The 16601-nt window shown below is 58.2% G+C and carries 13 protein-coding genes; 8 read left to right on the forward strand and 5 right to left on the reverse strand.

The annotated features are described in order from the left end of the window. Nucleotide 1: 1 nt before the first annotated feature. Both ACIGHL_RS06875 and ACIGHL_RS06880 read right to left on the reverse strand, forming a co-directional pair. Nucleotides 2–1879 (reverse strand): extracellular solute-binding protein, encoded by a 1878-nt coding sequence (locus ACIGHL_RS06875; protein ID WP_128121338.1) that lies wholly within the window; start codon nucleotides 1877–1879, stop codon nucleotides 2–4. Further along, nucleotides 1876–3708, reverse strand: a complete 1833-nt coding sequence (locus ACIGHL_RS06880) for an extracellular solute-binding protein (RefSeq protein ID WP_128121372.1) — start codon at nucleotides 3706–3708, stop codon at nucleotides 1876–1878. Before ACIGHL_RS06880 ends, ACIGHL_RS06875 begins: the two co-directional genes overlap by 4 nt. A 141-nt stretch (nucleotides 3709–3849) precedes the next feature. Between ACIGHL_RS06880 and ACIGHL_RS06885 the strand changes: the two genes are divergently transcribed. After that, nucleotides 3850–5292 carry an HDOD domain-containing protein gene (locus tag ACIGHL_RS06885; RefSeq protein WP_241509236.1) on the forward strand — a complete coding sequence of 481 codons (1443 nt, stop codon included), beginning with the start codon at nucleotides 3850–3852 and terminating at the stop codon, nucleotides 5290–5292. Between the two features lie 32 nt (nucleotides 5293–5324). Here the strand turns inward: ACIGHL_RS06885 and ACIGHL_RS06890 are convergent, their stop codons facing one another. Continuing rightward, nucleotides 5325–6875 carry a lytic transglycosylase domain-containing protein gene (locus tag ACIGHL_RS06890; RefSeq protein WP_181690033.1) on the reverse strand — a complete coding sequence of 517 codons (1551 nt, stop codon included), beginning with the start codon at nucleotides 6873–6875 and terminating at the stop codon, nucleotides 5325–5327. Between the two features lie 100 nt (nucleotides 6876–6975). Continuing rightward, nucleotides 6976–7755 carry a hydroxyacylglutathione hydrolase gene (gene gloB, locus ACIGHL_RS06895; RefSeq protein WP_128121371.1) on the reverse strand — a complete coding sequence of 260 codons (780 nt, stop codon included), beginning with the start codon at nucleotides 7753–7755 and terminating at the stop codon, nucleotides 6976–6978. A gap of 112 nt (nucleotides 7756–7867) precedes the next feature. On the opposite strand from gloB, the gene ACIGHL_RS06900 reads away from it, so the two are divergent. The 7 genes from ACIGHL_RS06900 (at nucleotide 7868) to nudC (ending at nucleotide 15787) form a co-directional block, all read left to right on the forward strand. Continuing rightward, entirely contained in the window at nucleotides 7868–8623 is a 756-nt protein-coding gene (locus tag ACIGHL_RS06900; RefSeq protein ID WP_128121336.1) for a class I SAM-dependent methyltransferase, read from the forward strand. A 17-nt stretch (nucleotides 8624–8640) separates the two neighbouring features. Then, entirely contained in the window at nucleotides 8641–9093 is a 453-nt protein-coding gene (rnhA, locus tag ACIGHL_RS06905) for a ribonuclease HI (RefSeq protein WP_128121335.1), read from the forward strand. Nucleotides 9094–9105: 12 nt separating this feature from the next. Next, nucleotides 9106–9867, forward strand: coding sequence for a DNA polymerase III subunit epsilon (dnaQ, locus tag ACIGHL_RS06910; RefSeq protein ID WP_128121334.1), 762 nt, complete (start codon nucleotides 9106–9108; stop codon nucleotides 9865–9867). Between the two features lie 105 nt (nucleotides 9868–9972). Further along, nucleotides 9973–12225 (forward strand): Orn/Lys/Arg family decarboxylase, encoded by a 2253-nt coding sequence (locus tag ACIGHL_RS06915; RefSeq protein ID WP_128121333.1) that lies wholly within the window; start codon nucleotides 9973–9975, stop codon nucleotides 12223–12225. Between the two features lie 196 nt (nucleotides 12226–12421). Then, nucleotides 12422–13234 (forward strand): crotonase/enoyl-CoA hydratase family protein, encoded by an 813-nt coding sequence (locus ACIGHL_RS06920; protein WP_128121332.1) that lies wholly within the window; start codon nucleotides 12422–12424, stop codon nucleotides 13232–13234. A gap of 37 nt (nucleotides 13235–13271) precedes the next feature. Further along, nucleotides 13272–14954 carry a FimL-related protein gene (locus ACIGHL_RS06925; protein WP_128121331.1) on the forward strand — a complete coding sequence of 561 codons (1683 nt, stop codon included), beginning with the start codon at nucleotides 13272–13274 and terminating at the stop codon, nucleotides 14952–14954. After that, on the forward strand, nucleotides 14954–15787 hold the full coding sequence (gene nudC / locus ACIGHL_RS06930; protein ID WP_128121330.1) for an NAD(+) diphosphatase: 834 nt from the start codon (nucleotides 14954–14956) through the stop codon (nucleotides 15785–15787). Before ACIGHL_RS06925 ends, nudC begins: the two co-directional genes overlap by 1 nt. Here nudC and ACIGHL_RS06935 read toward each other — a convergent pair. Beyond that, entirely contained in the window at nucleotides 15755–16537 is a 783-nt protein-coding gene (locus ACIGHL_RS06935) for a TSUP family transporter (protein WP_128121329.1), read from the reverse strand. The two genes, nudC and ACIGHL_RS06935, sit on opposite strands and share 33 nt — an antisense overlap. Nucleotides 16538–16601 lie beyond the last annotated feature (64 nt).

The raw sequence follows: 16601 nt of genomic DNA on the forward strand, positions 1-16601 counted from the left end.
CCTATTGTTCCGTCGCACGGGTGACGCTGGTATCCGTTTCGGTCGCTGGCCTGTCTTCAAGCGGTTCCGGCTCGGGCTTGTCTACGTCTGGCTTGTTCCACCAGGTCATCAGGGCGACATCGTAACGTGGCGTTATTTCTGGGTGTGCGAGATGGTTCCAGTACGCGACACGCCAGGTTTTGATGTGCCAGTTCGGAATTACGTAGTGACCTGCGAGCAATACACGGTCCAGCGCACGAGTACGTGTAATCAACTCGTCCCGCGAGTCAGCGGCAATCAGCTTTTCGACTAGCACATCGATGGCGGGGTCTTTCAGCCCGATGTAATTGCGGCTTCCTGGATTATCGGCACTCGCCGAATGCCAGTATTCACGTTGCTCATTGCCTGGCGAGCTCGACTGGCCGAACCCGCTGACAATCATGTCGTAGTCACGAGAACGCAGCCGGTTGATATATTGCGATACGTCGACGCGGCGGAGCTCAAGGTCGATGCCCAGGCTGGCGAGGTTACGCTTGTAGGGCAGCAGCACGCGCTCGAAGTCTGCTTGCACTAACAGAAACTCGAGTTTGACCGGCTTGCCCTTGGCGTCCACCATCTGGTCGTTTTCAATCTTCCAGCCGGCTGCCGTAAGCAGCTCGTAGGCCCGGCGCTGCTGTGCTCGGATGATGCCATCGGCGTTGGTTTGTGGCAGTTCGAAAGGTTTTTCGAATACCTGATCCGGAATTTTGCCGCGTAGTGGTTCGAGGATGCTCAACTCCTGCTCACTGGGCAGGCCCGAGGACGCCAGCTCGGAGTTATCGAAATAGCTGGTGGTGCGTGAGTAGGCACCATTGAATAGTTGGCGATTTGTCCATTCGAAATCGAAGAGCAGCGCCAGGGCTTCTCGAACCCTCGGATCCTGCAATCGGTCTCTGCGGGTGTTGTATATGAATCCCTGCATGCCTTGGGGATTGTGATTGGCGATCTCCTCTTTGAGGATCCGCCCGTCTTTGACGGCCTCGATATCATAGGCAGTGGCCCAGTTCTTCGCGCTCGTCTCCAGCCAGTAATCGAAGTGACCAGCCTTGAAAGCCTGGAGCGCTACGGTGTTATCGCGGTAGTAATCGATGTTGACGTGATCAAAGTTATAGAAACCTCGGTTCACCGCGAGGTTTTTGCCCCAGTAATCTTCGACGCGGGCATAACGGACTGAGCGACCCGCTTCTGCTCGCTCGATGCGATAGGGCCCGCTGCCCAACGGGGCTTCCATACTGCCGGCGGCGAAGTCTTTGTCTGCCCACCAATGCTTCGGCAGGACGGGCAGCTGGCCGAGGATCAGCGGCAGCTCTCGATTCCCAGCGTGCTTGAAATCGAACCGGACGCGACGCGGGCCTTCGATCACGGCTTTTTCGACGTCAGCGTAGTAGCCACGGTAATGCGGCGCGCCCTTGCTGATCAGCGTTTCGAAAGTGAACACAACGTCCTCAGCTTCAACCGGCTCGCCGTCATGAAACTTCGCTTCGGGCCGCAGGTAGAAACGCACCCACTCATTGTTTGGCCCTTTCTCGATCTTTTCTGCGAGCAGGCCATAAACCGTGAAGGGCTCGTCAAGGCTGTTAGTCGTCAGCGTGTCATAGACGAGGCCTATATCATCGGCAGCTACGCCTTTGTTGATGAACGGGTTGAGCGAATCAAAACTGCCGAAACCTGCCTGGCGCAGCGTTCCCCCTTTGGGGGCGTCCGGATTGACATACTCAAAATGAGAAAAGTCAGACGGATATTTGGGCTGCTCACCATACAAGGTCAGCGCATGCTGCGGTGCCGCTTCGGCCAGGCCCGTGAGGGAGAGTAGGGCGAAGGTGCCCGCTTGTAGAAACACCCGACGTATCTTGCTTGTCATTGAGCCTTCTCCTCCAGGTCCTTCAACCACCACGCGCGCAATCCCAGCGTGTAGGGCGGTGTGGTGACGTGAGCAAACCGATTACGGTATGCCAGACGGTGGTAACTGATGTACCAATTGGGGATGGTGTAGTGATTCCAGAGCAGAACGCGGTCGATAGCGCGTGTGGCGGCTATCTGCTCGTCACGGGTCTTCGCCGCAAGCAGCTTCTCGATCATTGTGTCGACGATGGGGTTGGCGACGCCGGCGTAGTTGCGACCGCCCTTTACGTTCACCTGGCTTGAATGGAAATACAGCCACTGTTCCAGCCCAGGGCTGAGACTCTGCCCGAGTGTGGTCAAGATCATGTCGTAGTCATACTGATCAAGCCGCTGCTTGTACTGAGCGCCATCGACAGTTCGCAGGCGGGCTGATATGCCGATCCGCGACAGGTTTTCCACATAGGGCTGAAGTATCCGCTCGAGCCCCGGATTGACCAGCAGAATCTCGAACCTAAATGGACGCCCCGCCTTGTCGCGAAGGCCGTCGGGGGTCAGCTTCCAGCCGGCATCCCCGAGCAAAGCCAGCGCCTTGCGCAAAGTGTCGCGTGGAATTCCGCGCCCGTCCGTTTTCGGTAATTTGAACGGCTCGGTGAAGAGCTGCGCTGGGAGTTGCTCCCTGAATGGCGAGAGCAGGAGCCATTCCCCACCTTCTGGTGTGCCGGTCGCGGAGAACACGCTGTTCGGATAGTAGCTTTCGCTGCGCTGGTAGGCCCCATAGAACAGGGCGCGGTTAGTCCACTCGAAGTCGAACATCATGCCCAAAGCCTGCCGCACCCTGATGTCGGCAAAGGTCGAACGACGCGCGTTCATGAACATTGCCTGGGTCTGGGTAGGGATTTCGTGCGGAATCTCTGCGCGAATCACGTCACCGCGCAGAACCGCCAGGAATTGATAGCCATTGGCCCAGTTTTTTGCCTGGTGCTCGATGTAGTAGTCGAACTCACCGACCTTGAAGGCTTCGAAGGCGACGGTCGTGTCGCGATAGAACTCCACGTCGACCCGATTGAAGTTGTACTTACCGCGATTGGCCGGGAGATCGCTACCCCACCAGCTCTTCACTTTCTCGAAGGTGACGCGCCGTCCTGGCTGAACATCGCTGATTCTGTAAGGGCCACTGCCCAATGGTGGCTCGAACGTGGTTGCGCGGAAATCCCGGTCCTTCCAATAGTGTTGCGGCAGCACCGGCAATTCACCCAGGCGCATAATCAGCAACGGCTGGCCCGGTTTGTCGAACACGAAACGAATGCGATGGCGATTGAGTATGTCGACGCGATCAACGCCCTGCAGATCGGTGCGGTAGCGTGGGTGACCATCTTTGATCAACAGCCGATAAGAAAATGCAACGTCGTAAGCCGTGATCGGGCGACCGTCGTGAAAGTGCGCCGAGTCACGCAGGTTGAAAACCACCCAACTATGGTTGTCGCTGTACTCGATGGTCTCGGCGATCAGGCCGTACGCTGAAGCGGGTTCGTCGCCTGATGGATCATAGACGCCTGTCCCAACCATCAGCGGCTCGTTCAGTTCAGAGACGCCATACTGGAAGAAGCCAGGTGTTGCGGTTGGGCTGGTTCCCTTGAATGTGTAAGGATTCAGCGTGTCAAACGTGCCGGAAGCCATCAGCCGCACGTTGCCACCCTTAGGCGCATCGGGGTTCACCCAATCGAAATGAGTAAAGTCTTCCGCATATTTAAGGGTGCCGAACTGCGCATAACCGTGGCTTTCGCTGATGGTGGCGAACGACGGAAAGCTCAGTCCCAGACAGCTCAACAGTATTAGGATGGGTCGCATCAAACGGTGAATCCGATCCATGGCGCTTTCGGTCTTTTCGGCCGGCTACAGTAACAGCTTGTATCCGCTGGAAAAAGGCCGGCCATCTGGGCAAACTGCCTTTCCCTTCAGCCGCCCGATCCTTGGGTGAGGTCTCAAATTTTGAGTGAAACCAGTTACGGTCTGCAGGTGTGGATAGACCGCCTGAACCAATCCGAACTGCCTGCATTGGCAGCGGTCGTGCAGGATCTTCAGCGGATTACCGAGCAAGAGCATGCGTCCGTCCAGCAGCTGGCAGACGTACTCTTGCGCGATGCAGCCCTGACGTCGAAGGTGCTTCGGGTTGGCAATAGCAGTTACTACAACCCGTCCCAGGAAACGATCAAGACCATCTCTCGTGCCATCGTCATGATCGGCTTTGATAACGTTCGGTTGATCAGTCTTTCGGTCAGCCTGATCGATGGTTTGCTGGATCGTACGCCGCGACAACAGCTGCAGGAATTGCTCGCCCGGTCCTTTCATGCGGCGGTGCAGGCACGCAACATTGCCGGCTACGTTCTGACTAAGCATGAGGAAGAGGTTTTCATTGCCGCGTTGCTGCACGAAGTGGGCGAGCTCGCGTTCTGGGGCTGCGGTGGCCAGCAGGCCGATGAGCTGGGTGATGCCTTGGCGGCCGGCACGGACCACGATCAAGCCGTCGAACAGGTGCTTGGCACCAGTTTTCGCCAGCTTAACCTGGGGCTGATCAAGAGCTGGAATATCGGTGAGTTGGCCAGTTTCGCTCATGGGGCTGGGAATCTGCGGGACCCCGCAGTGCACTCCGTAAGCCTGGGGGTTCGCATTGGCGCAGCGGCCTTGAATGGGTGGGGCTGCCCGGAAATGGAAGGGCTGGTCAAGGAGTTGGCCGATTTCAGCGGCATCTCTGAAGCGGATGCGATGCAGCAAGTCCTTGCTAGCGCGGACGAGGCGGTGAACGTAGCGGCTACTTTCGGCGCCAGTCGACTGTGCAAGCTGATACCGTCCACTGACCCGGAACAGGTTCAATTGCAGCAGGCACAGCGCGCCGCGAGCCTCTTGCAGCCTGACCTGCTACTGATGCAGCAGGCCATGCAGGACCTCGGCATGATGGCCACCAGTCGGGGTGATGTCGGTTTGATACTCGATACGTTGCTCAAGGGGCTGCACCAAGGCGCAGGGCTGGAGCGCGTTATGCTCACCGTACTTGCCGATCAGCAGCGGTCGTTCCGTGCTAAGTGTGCAGTGGGTGATCAAACTCAGTCCTGGCTTGAGCAATTCGTGCTGCCCGTTGATCCGTCAGGCCAGTCGCATATCTTCAGTTATGTGCTGCGCCAGCGCCAGCCACTGTGGATGGGCATTCCGGCAAGCTATAACCTCGACGAGCTGGTGAGCTTGCCGCTTCGCCAACAGTTGGGAAAAGGCATGTTTTTTATTGCGCCATTAGTGGCGGGCACGCGTGAGATCGGCGTGCTCTATGCCGACAATCGCGTATCTGGAAGAGCGCTCAAACACGAGCAGTTTGTCGCCTTTCAGCGATTTACCCAGCTGGCCGGGCGCTGTCTCGATGCACTGAGCAAGCGCAATTGAGCAGGGCCGCCTAAACCTTTGCGCGCCGCAGCTCAGTGTGGAATGTACAGCGTAAGGGTCTGGCCCGGTTTGAGCATCGCGCTGTCTCTGGGGTTCCAGGTCTTCAAGTTGTTGATTTGAACATTGAAGCGTTTGGCGATCACATAAAGCGAATCACCTTTCTTGACCTTGTAATAGGTCGGCGCGGGTTTGGTCTGCTGGTTATTGCCGGCAGCCTGGAGAAAGAGTGCCTGGCCGACCTTGAGATTGCTGCCTGACAGGTTGTTCCAGCGCTGCAGATCACGGACCGAAACCTTCTGTGCTTTGGCGATATCCCAGAGGCTGTCACCTTGGCGCACGCGGTAGCTACGCGGTGCCGGCTGGCTTCTCGCAACCGCGTGGAGCAATTCCTGAGACTGTGACGCGCCGGCTGATTGCGGAATGCTCAGCACTTGCCCGATCTGCAGGTGATCGCTGCGCAGGCGATTGATATCACGAATGATGTTGACTGATAGGCGATGCCGGTTGGCGATTGCGCCCAGCGTGTCACCAGGACGTACCTTGTATTGCTGCCAGTCAACCATATCCTGCGGTTTCATCAGCGCAAGGTTTGCCGCAAACATCTCGGCTTTGTCGCTTGGGACCAGCAGGTGCTGCGGGCCGTCCAGTGTAATTCGCCGAGTAAACGCAGGGTTCAGCTGGTAGATCTCGTCTTCGTCCAGGTCCACCATGTCTGCGACCCTGGCGAGCTCCATGCGCTGTTTCAACGCGACTACTTCAAAATAGGGCTCGTTAGCGATGGGGTTCAGATTCAGTCCGTATGCATCAGGGCTTTGCACCATCTGCGAAAGTGCCAACAGCTTTGGTACGTAATCGCGAGTTTCTCGAGGAAGGGGCAGATTCCAATAATCGGTCGGCAGGCCGAGCTTCTGGTTTCGCTCGATGGCGCGGCTGACGGTTCCCTCGCCGGCATTATAGGCAGCCAGCGCAAGCAACCAATCGTCGCTAAACAGGCCGTGCAGATAGGTCAGATAGCGCAGCGCTGCGGTGGTAGACGCGGTGATGTCGCGTCTGCCGTCATACCAGCTGGTCTGTTGCAGATTAAAGTGGCGGCCTGTCGAAGGAATGAACTGCCAAAGGCCGACTGCCTGAGCTGGAGAATAAGCAAACGGGTTGTACGCGCTCTCGATAATGGGCAGCAGTGCCAGCTCGAGGGGCATGTCGCGTTCTTCGAGCTGTTCCACGATGTAATGGATGTAAGGGCTGCCTCGCTCGCTTGCCATCTCGATGGAATTCGGTCGGCTGGAAAAAAGGAGGCGCTGTTGCTCGATGCGCGGATTGCTTTCCAGATGGTCCTGTAGCTTGAATCCATGCCTGATGCGATCCCATATGTCCGCATGGGTCGGCTCTGCCGGCGCTTTCTCCGTGAGCCACAGGGTGTCCTGCACCATCGGCACTGCCCTGGTACGGGCATCGCTGTCCGTCGGGGCTCGGGGGGAGGTGCTCTGGCAGCCGGTTATAGCGAGACAGATTGCTAGCGCCAGGGCCCGGCCGGAGGCTGCCAAGGCGTCCGGCTGTGGGCTGTTCGTAGAGTCAGACGGCATTGGCTGATGGGCTCCCTAGGCGCAAATTCGAGGGAGTGTAAGAATGCCGCTCCGGTGGGTCAACCCGACGCCTCGGTTTTTGGCGACTGGTCGATCTTCATTAAAAGCTGTCTTTCCACCCTCGAAGTACCGAGAACACGGCTTCCGCTGTCTCCAGTGGCCGATCGGCATGCCGACTTGCTGCGGCTACCACTCCGGGCTCCCAGCAGCGCAGGAAGGGGTTGGTGGTTTGTTCGATACCCAAGTCGGAGGGCAGCGTGATGCGTTCTGCCTCACGCAGGCGGACGACCTGTTCGAGACGTTCAGCGATATCAGGGTTTTCCGGTTCGACTGCCTGAGCAAACCGCAGATTACTCAGCGTGTATTCATGGGTGCAATAGATCTTGGTAGCTGCAGGCAGTGCGGCAAGCCGTTGCAGTGATGTGAACATTTGGGTGGCGGTGCCCTCGAACAGGCGGCCACAACCTGCGGCAAACAGCGTATCGCCGCTCAATAACCAGGGCGCTTGGGCGTCATCATGAAAATAGGCAATGTGACCGCTGGTATGCCCCGGAACCTCAAAAACTTCTAAATCCTGGCCGAGAATGCGGACGCGCTGCCCGTCGACCAGCGCATGATCTCTGGCCGGTATATTTTCGTTCGCTGGGCCATAGACCGTCGCGCCATATTGGGCCTTGAGCTGCTCGACGCCGCCTACATGGTCGTGGTGGTGATGAGTGATCAGAATGTCAGTCAATTGCCAGCCGGGGCGAGCGTCCAGCCATTGCTGAACAGGGCTAGCCTCACCCGGGTCTACCGCTGCGCAGAGACGCCTTTGAGGATCCTGAAGCAACCAGATGTAGTTGTCGGTGAAGGCGGGCAGAGCGTCTATCTTCAACATATGCACGGGTCGCCAAGTCATTTGCAAAAGCGCATCCTAACAGCCGAACTGGAGAGTTGAACCGATAGGGCGTATTGATCGGGTCCGCCAAACCGACGAATGGAGGCTAGCCATGAGTGAGTCTTGTGCAAAGTCGGACGAACGCTGGCTGTCGCTGATGGACAATGCCAGTGCTTGGTTCGCTGGTCCGTCAGGGCGACAACTGCTTGAACACGAGCAGTTAGTGATCAATCAGCAGCTGTCGCGGTGTTTTGGCAGCTACCTGGTGCATTACGGGCCATTTGCCAATACTGCGATCGAGCCGCAGAAAATCAAACGCAGCGTCCGCCTAGGGCCGCCACTTGCAGGTGTTGAAATCATCTGCGAGGAGCAATCCTGGCCGATCGGCGAACATGCTGCTGACGTTGTTGTGCTTCAGCATGGTCTGGATTTCAGCCTGTCGCCGCACGCCCTGCTGCGTGAAGCCGCCCGCAGCGTCCGGCCGGGAGGGCATTTGCTGATCGTCGGGATCAATCCTTGGAGTGCCTGGGGTGCGACACGCTTGCTGTCACGCAAGGCGTTTCGCCACGCTCGTTGCATCCGTCCGACGCGAGTAGGTGACTGGTTGAACCTGCTTGGATTCTCGCTGGAGAAACGGCAGTTCGGATGCTATTGTCCGCCGCTTTCGTCGAGCCAATGGCGGGCGCGGTTATCCGGTCTGGAGAACGCGGCACAAAGGTCGCAATTGCCTACGGGAGGTTTCTACCTGCTTGTGGCGCGAAAGCTTATGGTAGGTCTGCGACCTGTGCGGCAAAGCCGCCGTGAGCGCATGGGGCAGCTGCTACCGATGCCTGTGGCGAAGGTCAGTCGCCGGGACGCCGAACAGTAATAGGCAAAGAATTTCTCATGAGTGACGAAACGGTCGAGATCTATACCGACGGTGCCTGCAAAGGCAATCCTGGCCCGGGTGGCTGGGGTGCGCTGTTGCTCTACAAGGGCGTGGAGCGTGAGCTCTGGGGTGGCGAGGCGGAAACCACCAACAACCGCATGGAGTTGACGGCTGCCATCCGTGCACTGGAAGAGCTGAAGCGGCCTTGCCAGGTAAAGCTGGTAACCGACTCCCAATACGTTATGCAGGGCATCAATGACTGGATGCCCAACTGGAAGAAGCGCGGCTGGAAGACCGCCGCCAAACAACCTGTCAAAAATGCTGATCTTTGGCGGCTGTTGGATGAGCAGGTCAACCGCCATGAGGTGAGTTGGCAGTGGGTCCGCGGACATACGGGGCACCCGGGGAACGAGCGCGCCGATCTCCTGGCCAATCGCGGCGTAGTACAAGCCAAACGACAACCTGCCTGAGTAATGTGAAATATGCGTAGCGTAGTACTCGATACCGAAACCACTGGTATGCCAGTAACCGATGGTCACCGGATCATCGAGATAGGCTGTGTTGAGGTCATCGGTCGTCGCCTTACCGGCCGGCATTATCACGTCTATCTGCAGCCGGATCGTGAGGTGGACGAGGGCGCGATCGCTGTTCACGGGATCACCAATGAGTTCCTGACCGATAAGCCTCGGTTCAGGGAGGTTGCCGATGAGTTCTTCGAATTCATAAAAGGCGCCCAGCTGATCATCCATAACGCAGCGTTCGACGTTGGATTCATCAATAACGAGTTTGCCCTGCTCGGTCAGCAGGATCGTGCCGAGCTAAGCGATCACTGCAGCATCCTCGATACCCTGCTGATGGCCCGTGAACGGCATCCTGGCCAGCGCAACAGCCTTGATGCGTTGTGTAAACGCTATGGGGTCGACAACTCGGGTCGCGATCTTCACGGCGCGCTGCTCGATGCGGAGATCCTCGCCGACGTCTACCTGACAATGACGGGTGGACAAACCAACCTGTCCCTGGCGGGTGATGGCGCCGGTTCCGAGAGTGGCGGCCGTCAGCAGCCTACGCCTATCCGCCGGTTGCCAGCTGACCGCCCCGGTACCTTGGTGATCCGCGCCAATGCGGAAGAAGTCGCTGCGCATGCGGCACGCATGCAGGCTATCGAGAAGGCAGCGGGTGCCGTGCCCCTCTGGGTTCAGTTGGAGCAACCCGTCCCCAACGAGGCGGAAGCATTGCCGGCCTGAGGCGTCGACGCGCTCACAGACGCTTCGGCGCGGCGCAATAAATTCTAGCTTGGTGCTTGCGGGTAGAGCCTCTACGCTGGAGAGGACTCCCCCCAGGACGCCCTCATGTATAAAGACCTCAAATTCCCCATCCTCATTGTTCACCGTGACATCAAGGCCGATACCGTCGCTGGCGAGCGAGTACGAGAAATAGCAGCCGAGCTTGAGCGGGACGGCTTTCATATTCTCCCGACGGGAAGTGCTGCAGAGGGTCGAATTGTCGCGTCAACCCATCACGGGCTGGCCTGCATCCTGGTTGCTGCAGAAGGCGCTGGCGAAAACCAACGGTTATTACAGGATGTTGTGGGGCTGATACGAGTCGCACGCCGGCGTGCGCCTCAGCTACCAATTTTTGCGCTTGGTGAGCAGATCACCATCGAGAATGCGCCAGCTGAGGCGATGGCGGACCTGAACGAGCTGCGCGGGTTGCTCTATCTGTTCGAGGACACCGTCCCGTTTCTCGCCCGGCAGGTCGCTCGCGCCGCGCGGAGCTACTTGGATGGGTTGTTGCCGCCGTTTTTCCGCGCGCTGGTGCAGCATACGGGGGACTCCAACTACTCGTGGCACACGCCTGGCCATGGCGGTGGTGTCGCTTTTCGCAAGAGCCCGGTCGGCCAGGCATTCCATCAATTCTTTGGCGAGAACACGCTGCGCTCCGACCTGTCAGTGTCCGTGCCTGAGCTTGGCTCGCTGCTCGACCACACTGGTCCGTTGGCAGCGGCCGAGGCCCGAGCGGCCCGAAACTTCGGTGCAGATCACACGTTTTTCGTGATCAACGGAACCTCTACGGCAAACAAGATCGTTTGGCACTCAATGGTGGCCCGGGACGACCTGGTGCTGGTGGATCGTAACTGCCACAAGTCGATACTGCATTCGATCATTATGACCGGCGCAATTCCTCTTTATCTAACGCCCTCACGCAACGAACTCGGAATCATTGGTCCGATTCCACTCGAGGAGTTTTCCCCGGAATCGATTCAGGCCAAAATCGATGCCAACCCACTCACCCGTGGGCGCTCGCCAAGAGTGAAGCTGGCGGTCGTGACCAACTCCACCTACGACGGCCTTTGCTACAACGCTAACCTGATCAAGCGGACCCTCGGCAATAGCGTAGATGTCTTGCATTTTGACGAGGCCTGGTACGCCTACGCCGCGTTTCACGAGTTCTACGACGGGCGTTACGGGATGGACACTCGCGAGCAGGGGCCGCTGGTATTCACTACCCATTCGACACACAAGGTGCTCGCGGCTTTCAGCCAGGCATCAATGATTCATGTCCTCGACAGTGAGCAGCGACAGCTGGATCGTGATCGCTTCAACGAAGCCTTCATGATGCATATCTCCACTTCCCCGCAGTACGGCATCCTTGCCTCGCTCGATGTCGCCTCGGCGATGATGGAAGGTCCCGCGGGTCGCTCACTGATCCAGGAAACCTTCGACGAGGCGCTGAGCTTTCGCCGCGCATTGGCTAACCTGCGACAGCATCTGGCGCCAGATGACTGGTGGTTCAGCATCTGGCAGCCTGCTTCGGCAGATGGGGCGGACGAACTGGTCACCAGCGACTGGCTGCTGCAGCCGGAAGCGGATTGGCATGGTTTCGGAGATGTCGCCAATGATTACGTGCTGCTCGATCCGATCAAGGTCACCCTGGTAACGCCCGGGCTGACCGCCGGTGGCAAGTTGAGCGAGCGGGGCATTCCAGCGGCAGTGGTCAGCAAGTTTCTTTGGGAGCGGGGGCTGGTCGTCGAGAAAACCGGTCTCTATTCGATCCTGGTGCTGTTTTCCATGGGTATCACCAAGGGTAAATGGAGCACGTTGCTCACCGAGTTACTGGAGTTCAAACGACACTACGACGACAACGTACCGTTATGCGATGCGTTGCCGACTGTGGTGCAGGCAGGCGGCAGCCTATACATGGGGATGGGGCTGAGGGATCTATGCGACTCGCTCCATGATTGTTACCGCAAGAACGCCACCGCAAGAGCCATGAGGCGGATGTACACCGCGCTGCCTGCGTTGGCAATGAAGCCGGCCGAGGCTTACGACAAGCTGGTACGCGGCGAGGTTGAGGCAGTCTCCATTGAGGCGTTGGAAGGGCGCATCGCCGCGGTCATGCTGGTGCCGTACCCGCCAGGGATTCCCCTGATCATGCCGGGCGAGCGCTTCACCTCCGAAACGCGCTCGATTCTCGATTATCTAGCCTTCGCTCAGCGGTTCGCCGCGCAATTTCCTGGATTCGATGCTGATGTACATGGACTGCAGCACGCGGAGCATCCTGACGGGATAGGTTATACAGTCGACTGCATCCTTGAGGAGTAGCCCATGACTCGGCCCATCCAGCCGGTATCGCAGCTTGTCAAAGAAGATCATGTGCGAGGGCGTGGGCTGCTTCACATCGTCCCGCATCGACTTTCACTCGGCTGTTGTTATAGTTGTTCGGCTGAGAACAGTCCTCCCTGCGGGGGCTGTCGAACCCGTTCAGGCACTGAGTGCCTCGGCTGTCGAGGATGATAGCGTGACCGACTACCAAGCCTTCCGTGTGGAGTTGAAGAACAAGATCGCCCATGTAGCGATTAACCGACCTGACAAGGTCAACGCCATGAATGCTGCATTCTGGAGCGAAATTGTCGATATCTTCCAATGGGTCGATGATACGGACGACATTCGGGTAGTGGTGCTGTCGGGCGAGGGAAAGCATTTTTCAGCCGGTATTGATCTTCAACTGTTAGCGCAAGCCGCGACCCAGATGGGCAGCGATGTGGGCCGCAACGCCGAACGCCTGCGTCGCCAGATTCTCAAGCTTCAGAGCTCGTTCAACGCGGTGGATAATTGCCGCAAGCCGGTCATAGCGGCCATCCAAGGGTACTGCATCGGCGGTGCGATCGATCTGATCGCTGCCTGCGATATGCGTTACAGCACGCTCGATGCGCAGTTTTCGATCAAGGAAATCGATATGGGGATGGCGGCGGATGTCGGTACGCTGCAGCGACTACCGCGAATCATCGGCGACGGCATGATGCGCGAGCTCGCATACACCGGGCGTAACGTTGACGGGCAGGAAGCGAAGGCCATCGGCCTAGTCAATCAAACTTACACCGACCAACCATCCCTTATGGCTGGGGTTTTCGCTCTGGCGGCCGATATCGCCGCGAAGTCACCAGTCGCCATTCGCGGGACCAAGGAGATGATTCGCTATATGCGCGACCACCGTGTCGATGATGGCCTCGAGTACATCGCCACCTGGAACGCAGCGATGCTTCAGTCGGCTGACCTGAAGGTCGCCATGGCTGCCCATATGAGCAAGCAGAAACCGGATTTCGCTGACTGATGCATCATTCAAACGTTGCGCGGGAGGCGCGCTAGGCATGGTTACCGGAGCTACTTCACTCAGCCTGGTTCGCGATGAGTTGTTCGCTACCATGGAAGAAGCCGAGCAGAGCCTCGAGCATTTCATCATCGACAGAAACAATAGCGGTCTGTTGCAGCAGGCTGTCGAGAATCTCAAGCAGGTTCGCGGTACGCTGCGGCTCATCGAGTTGACCGGCGCCGAACTGCTCGCGCAGGAAATACTCCAGCTGGCGACAGACATCCCCGTCGGAGCGGGGGAAGATCGAGACAGTCAGTTGGCAGCGCTGAGTAACGCGCTGTATGTGTTAGGACGTTATCTCGAAAGCGTCGACGCCAGCCGGCAGGAAATGCCCGAACTGCTGCTGCCGCCAATCAATGCGTTGCGGTTGGTTAGTGGCCAGTCGCCGTTACCCGAAAGCTTCTTCTTTAGCGTCCGCCTCGATCATGCGCGTCCGCCAATCGAGGCTGCGGTGCGCGAGCCCGCTGCGCGTGCGGCAGAGGCGCGCAGGTTGCGTCAAATGTATCAGGTGGGCTTGCTCGGCTTCATTCGTGAAGACAATACCTCGGCCAGCCTTAAGCTTATGGCGCGTGCGCTGGGCCGGTTGGATCTGCTGTTCGCAAACTCGGCGGGTGGTCGCCTGTGTTGGTTGGGGAGCGCAGCTTTGGAGGCCCAGCTGGATGGCCAACTGTTGCCGCGCCAATCACGCAAGCAATTGTTTTCCAGGCTTGACCGTGAACTTCGTCAGCTCAGCAGTCATGAGGCCTACGAACCACCGCGGGTTCTGCTCAAGGAGCTGCTGTATCTCGTTGCATTAGCCGAAAGCAATGGGCCATTAGCAAGTCAGGTACGGGAGACGTTTTCGCTTGGTTCGTTACCCTTCACCGACCATCTTCTTGAGGATGAATCCCAGCGGTTGGCGGGCCCCGGGCAGGCTGTAATGCGCTCGCTGTCGTCTGCGATCCGTGAAGAGCTGGCGAGTCTCAAAGACTTACTGGATCTCATCGAGCGCCAGACCGCACCGGCTGAGTCGTATCCAAACCTGCATAGTCTGCTAGGCAAACTGGCGAAGACGTTGGGAATGGTGGGCTTGTCCTCGGCATCGAGTACCTTGCATGCCCAGCTCTCGGTGGTGTCCGGCTGGAGCGTCGAACAACTGCCCGAGCCCCAGGCGCTGTTGAAATTGGCCGATGCGGTGCTCTATGTCGAGAGCATGGTGGCTAGCCTGGAGCGCGGCGAGCGCTTTGATGCGCGTCCACAGATTGCGCAGCCAGGCCAAGAGGCTGAGGCATTCGCCAACCATCAGCTCACCGAAGCTTGCATCGTGGTGATCGGCGAGGCGACCGCAGGTTTGGCCTTGGCCAAGCGCGCCATCACAGCGTATCTGGAATCAAACGGGGAAAAGTTACACTTGGCCAATGTTCCCTTCAGTTTGATGGCTGTTCGTGGCGGGCTGCGTTTTCTAGAACAGGATCGCGCCGCTGAGTTGATTGGTGCCTGTGCCGACTTTATTCAGAAGCAGATGCTCGAGGGCGTGCAAATGCCACCAGAGCAAATGCTTGAAACCCTGGCCGACGCGTTGACCAGCCTCGAATATTATCTCGACGGCGGAGCGATACTGCGGCGCGACGAATCACGGATCAGCGTGTTGGATCTCGCGACCGAAAGTGTGCGGGCACTGGGTCTCCCGGTGGCTGCCTGATGAGTTTACGGTGGCAGCCAGCACTGCTTGATCCGGCAATGGGCGGTGGATGGGCCGTCGTTCATTGCCAGCAGGGGTTTCTTTGTGACGCAAATGGCGTGCTGTTTCCCAGAGATTGGCTGAAACGCCTCGACCTACCGTTGCTCAGCGAGCAAGGCTTGGGTTTTTTCGATGGCGACCAAGTGTTTCTAATGGAGTTAGCGCACCCGGTCGAAGTGCCCGGCGCTGGCTGGCAGGGGCTGCGTCAATTTATGATGCATGATGACGATACCGAAAGGTTTCGTATGCTCGGCTTCGCTGCGCAGATTAGCACCTGGGCAAGCCATCATCGCTTCTGCGGCAGCTGCGGCAACCCGATGCGCCAGCATGCTACGGAGCGTGCGATGCAGTGCGAGAGTTGTGGCATTCATCACTACCCTCGCATCTCGCCGAGCATGATTGTTTTGGTAACGCGAGGCGACGAGCTGCTACTGGCACGTTCACCGCGCTTTGCCCCCGGGGTATACAGCACTCTTGCTGGGTTCGTTGAGCCCGGCGAGTCAGTCGAACAGTGCGTCAGGCGGGAAGTCCACGAGGAGGTTGGGGTGTCTATTCATGAGCCCCAGTACATCTGCAGTCAGGGATGGCCGTTTCCACACTCGTTGATGCTTGGCTTTCACGCAGAATATGCGTCAGGAGAGATTGTGATGCAGCCTGAAGAGATTGAGGATGCGGGCTGGTTTTCTATCCATGATCTGCCTGCGCTGCCTGCTCACAAATCCATCGCCCGCTACTTGATTGATCTGTATCTGGCACGACGTCTAGGCCGTACCGAACCAATGCTGCCAGGCTAGCCGCAGACTCAGTGCCAGCACCACGGATATAAAGATCGGTCGGATGAATTTTGATCCGCCCTGGATTGCTGTGCGCGCACCAAGGTATGCGCCGACCATCAAGGCGAGCCCCATGCCGATGCCTAGCCCCCAGGCCACCTGCCCGCCAGCGATGAATACGGCAAGTGCAACACCGTTGCTGACGAAGTTCATGCTGCGAGCCACGCCGCTGGCTTTTAGCAAGTCGAGCGGGTAGAGCAACATGTTGCTGACGGTCCAGAACGCTCCCGTGCCGGGCCCCGCTATGCCGTCATAGAAGCCTAGGGTCAGGCCTTGTGGCCACTGTCGATGTTGGGCTATTGGCTCAGCGCCCGGTCGAGGTGTGGTTGGCATACGCCCGAAAAGCAGATATAGCCCGCAGGCAAATACCACCAAAGGTAGTGCCTGATTGAGCCAGCGTGCCGGGATCATGTGTGCCAAACCCGCGCCCAGCGCTGCCCCTATAGCAGTCGCTAAGAGCGCGGATCGCCATTGCTGTGGATGAAATAGTTTTCTGCGATAGAAAGTGAAGCTTGCCGTAGCTGAGCCAAAGGTTGCGCACAGTTTGTTGGTGCCTAGAACCAGATGCGGCGGCAAGCCCGCGGTCAGCAGAGCGGGAAGCGTCAATAGGCCACCTCCGCCGGCTATGGCATCAATAAAGCCGGCAAGAAAGGCGACGGCCATGAGGGCGGCCAATACCAATGGGTCCGTCGCAAGCTCAAAGGTCAGCATGTGAGAACACTCATAACAAAATCGGTAACGGAGATGGCGCATCATGCCGGTTGCGCTTTTGTAA

It is taken from the genome of Pseudomonas sp. NPDC077451 (assembly GCF_044543345.1).
Classification (GTDB): domain Bacteria; phylum Pseudomonadota; class Gammaproteobacteria; order Pseudomonadales; family Pseudomonadaceae; genus Stutzerimonas.